The sequence below is a fragment of the Niallia sp. HCP3S3_B10 genome, assembly GCF_052064465.1.
Taxonomy (GTDB): Bacteria; Bacillota; Bacilli; order Bacillales; family Cytobacillaceae; genus Niallia; species Niallia hominis.
This window is the reverse complement of sequence record NZ_JBQHVO010000116.1, coordinates 1-3104: the sequence shown is the minus strand read 5'-3', so window position 1 is coordinate 3104 and position 3104 is coordinate 1. Positions and strand designations below refer to the sequence as shown.

Annotated in this window: 5 protein-coding genes; 1 reads left to right on the top strand and 4 read right to left on the bottom strand. The window is 33.7% G+C overall.

Annotated features, from left to right (window positions below; all coding sequences use genetic code 11):
- Positions 1-85: 85 nt before the first annotated feature.
- On the bottom strand, positions 86-586 hold the full coding sequence (locus tag ACTNDN_RS24515) for a hypothetical protein (RefSeq protein ID WP_031538324.1): 501 nt from the start codon (positions 584-586) through the stop codon (positions 86-88).
- Between the two features lie 328 nt (positions 587-914).
- On the opposite strand from ACTNDN_RS24515, the gene ACTNDN_RS24510 reads away from it, so the two are divergent.
- Positions 915-1490, top strand: coding sequence for a recombinase family protein (locus ACTNDN_RS24510; protein WP_031540329.1), 576 nt, complete (start codon positions 915-917; stop codon positions 1488-1490).
- A 30-nt stretch (positions 1491-1520) separates the two neighbouring features.
- Here ACTNDN_RS24510 and ACTNDN_RS24505 read toward each other — a convergent pair whose 3' ends face one another.
- The 3 genes from ACTNDN_RS24505 to ACTNDN_RS24495 all read right to left on the bottom strand — a co-directional run bounded on the left by ACTNDN_RS24505 (position 1521) and on the right by ACTNDN_RS24495 (position 2524).
- Positions 1521-1667: a hypothetical protein gene (locus ACTNDN_RS24505; protein ID WP_155986803.1), complete on the bottom strand. Its 147-nt coding sequence runs from the start codon at positions 1665-1667 to the stop codon at positions 1521-1523.
- A gap of 244 nt (positions 1668-1911) precedes the next feature.
- The gene (locus ACTNDN_RS24500) at positions 1912-2085 is read right to left on the bottom strand and encodes a hypothetical protein (protein WP_192840933.1); all 174 of its coding nucleotides are present in this window, start codon (positions 2083-2085) and stop codon (positions 1912-1914) included.
- Position 2086: 1 nt separating this feature from the next.
- Positions 2087-2524, bottom strand: a complete 438-nt coding sequence (locus ACTNDN_RS24495; RefSeq protein ID WP_251628283.1) for an Hsp20/alpha crystallin family protein — start codon at positions 2522-2524, stop codon at positions 2087-2089.
- Positions 2525-3104: the final 580 nt, after the last annotated feature.

The following is a 3104-nucleotide window of genomic DNA, read 5'->3' as shown; positions in this document are numbered from 1 at the left end:
AAGAAAACATTTAGAAAACGGATACAAAATTAGAAGTTTTACTTTATAAAAAGGGAGCTATAAAAAACTCCCACAAAAACTTGACTCAATCATCAGGATAACCGTCAAAATAAGATGGATGCTCTCCTCCGTGCAAATGAGGGACAATAGGTACTGGTTGCTGTGCTAGGGGAAATCCTGGTGGAAATGATGGAAATGGTGGTAGAGGAACTGACATGGAATTTGGATTTGCCCAATCGAGTGTCGGATCAACCGGAAGAAAATGGGGACCAGTAATGTTGTTTATCCATTGAACATGTACAGGAATTCCTCGAATGGCTTCAAATGTGGAACCTGGAGCACTTTTATAGTAAACCGCTCTTCCCGTGTACGGGTCCTGTATCATACCACTGTAACCAAAAACTTTCGTGGTACCGAATCCAGGCGGTAAGATTTGCTGCTGGAATTCACTTGCTTCAATTTTATACGCATGCCCGATCACTTCACCAGATATTGGCTGTCTAAGAATAGTAGGCATATATACCGGTGGGATAACGAGTTGATTTACGAATTTAGGAATCCTTTTAGGATCTAAAGGTTGTACCATTTCATCCTCTCCTCTTCATATCACTACGGTATATGCAGGAAAGGAGCATTTCATGCGTATATTCATACTAGAATAATCTATTTACTTGAAAACGTTCCTCAACAATCTGGCCCTTTAATGGAATATCATAACTGTTGTTTTAACCACTTAATTTTAAGTTGAAGAACTTTATTTTAACTTATCAGCTATCATTTTAAGATAACTTTTTTATTACTTATAATGCAAAATAGCGATTAAAATTGGTGCAAAATAACGTCTAAAGTGACATATTAGCTTGATAGACTCTCAATAACACCTATCAAAAATACATATTAAAAGAGGACAAAATATGATCTATGGATACGCCCGGGTTAGTACACAAGACCAAAACCTTGATACCCAAATCGAACAACTTACAAAATTTGGAGTAGACGAAGTTGTAAAGGAGAAAATCAGTGGTGTTTCTAAACAGAAGCAACAATTGGATGAACTTCTTTCCAAGATTACAACTGGAGATACCTTAGTTGTGACTCGAATGGATCGTCTTGGTCGAAACACTGTTCAGTTGTTACAGCTAGTTGAACAGCTTCGTGAAAGGAACATCCACTTTGTTATCCTTAATTTAGGAATTGATACAAGGACACCTACTGGTAAATTCTTTTTAACTGTAATGGCAGCATTTAGTGAGCTAGATCGAGAAATGATTAAAGAGAAGCAACGTTCAGGGATTAAATTGGCCAAGCAAAAGGGTAAATATCGAGGAAGAGTAAAAAAATATACGGATAAACATCCAGGAATGAACCACGCAATTGAATTACGAAATACAACAGATAAAACGGTAAAGGAGATATGTGCCATTACAAAGGTTAGTCAGGCAGCGTTTTATCGTAAGCTAAAGGAAATGGAGGAAAAAGAGGGGATATAACAGAATGTAAATTATTACCTGTGTGGCCCCTCAATCCTCGAATCGTTTCCGTACCCCTACTAGATGACCAAAATATAATACCTCAATTTTCAACTCTGGAAATGTCCTAATTACTAAGTCATCACAATAATCTAATCGATCTTTGACTTGTACAGATAAGTTTTTATTTATGTACATAATATCCTCTCAAAATGTTAGTTTACAGTTAGCATTACAAAATTATGGTATTGTTATTCATAATTATTTATGTTGGTTATAGTAAACATGTTATTACAAAGATTGACCAAATAATCTTTTGTTAATTGTAAAACAAAAAAGACAAGTTATTTAACCTGTCTTTCTCTTTCGATGAATTAATTACAATTTAGGTACTATAATGATTATTTATTAGCTTATATAAAGCCTATGATCCTTATCAGATTTATAAAAAGTTTTTCTTAATATTATCTGTTAACTCAGAAATGACCTTTTTCTTTTGTTGTTCAGGTGAATGAATAGTTAAAATTATCAAATCCACCAAATCAGGACTTTCTTTAGCTAATTCCTGCATGTAGTCATACCCGAAATCTTTCATGACCAGTAGCAATTTACTCATGTTACTGGAAACTTACATCTATCTTCTTTTTTACGTCCTTCGCCACTTTTGGCATTGTTATTTCAAGTATTCCATTTTTGTAGGTAGCTTTAACCCCATCATGTGAAACGGGGCTTGGAAGTGTTATCATACGTTGAAAACGACCTGTATAGCGTTCCTTTTTTAACATATTTTCTTCTTTTATTTCATTGGTACGCTTGATAGAACCACTAATGCTTAATCTGTTATTTTGTATATCAATATCTACATCTTCTTTCTTTTCAAGACCAGGTAAATCACATGTTGCCACAATCTCATTCTCAGTTTCATGAACATCTACTCGAATCCCACCTATACCATGTTCATTGTCAAACGAAATTGGTAATTCCGAAAAGAAACGATCGAATTCTCTTCTCATATTTGATAATTGTCTAAATGGATCATAAGGTACTAATGACATATTCAATCCTCCTTGTTTATTTTCAAAGATATTATTCCAATTTTGTATACGTTTATTCATAAATCCTTTATTTTACGTTCTGTACAAATGGATTCGTATCTGTACCAATTTTTAGAGTGTTTCTTTTAACACAACTTCCATAGAATTAACCCAAATAGCAGAATACAAACCCTTCAAGACCAATAATAATCTACTCAATCTCACATTCTATTTCCGTTTCATCTAATAAACTCACAACAATTCTTTCCCCTTCAAATACAGTCAACTTTCTAATCAATGTAAAATATAACTCCAAATCAAACTCTGTTATTGGCTCTGCTTTTTCAATGAGCTCAATAAACTGTCTTACTCTATATTTTTGTAAATAATCTTCACTATCTATGTTCTGCTGCCATTTTTCTAAAAAATAATCTTTGTTCTCTATGATGGCATTAAACGTGTTAATAAAAGCTTGGTATAAGACTTTATCGTCAATATGTTTGTTCTGACGTAAGCGTCAAACTATACCCACATGGTTTGACGCTTTTTTATATGCGATAATCTCCTAGAGATTACACATAATGGAGGTTTTGCTATATGA

Coding starts and splice junctions, on each gene's coding strand:
- ACTNDN_RS24515 (WP_031538324.1), bottom strand. CDS start 586: ATGGTACAACCTTTAGATCCTAAAAGGATTCCTAAATTCGTAAATCAA.
- ACTNDN_RS24510 (WP_031540329.1), top strand. CDS start 915: ATGATCTATGGATACGCCCGGGTTAGTACACAAGACCAAAACCTTGAT.
- ACTNDN_RS24505 (WP_155986803.1), bottom strand. CDS start 1,667: ATGTACATAAATAAAAACTTATCTGTACAAGTCAAAGATCGATTAGAT.
- ACTNDN_RS24500 (WP_192840933.1), bottom strand. CDS start 2,085: ATGAGTAAATTGCTACTGGTCATGAAAGATTTCGGGTATGACTACATG.
- ACTNDN_RS24495 (WP_251628283.1), bottom strand. CDS start 2,524: ATGTCATTAGTACCTTATGATCCATTTAGACAATTATCAAATATGAGA.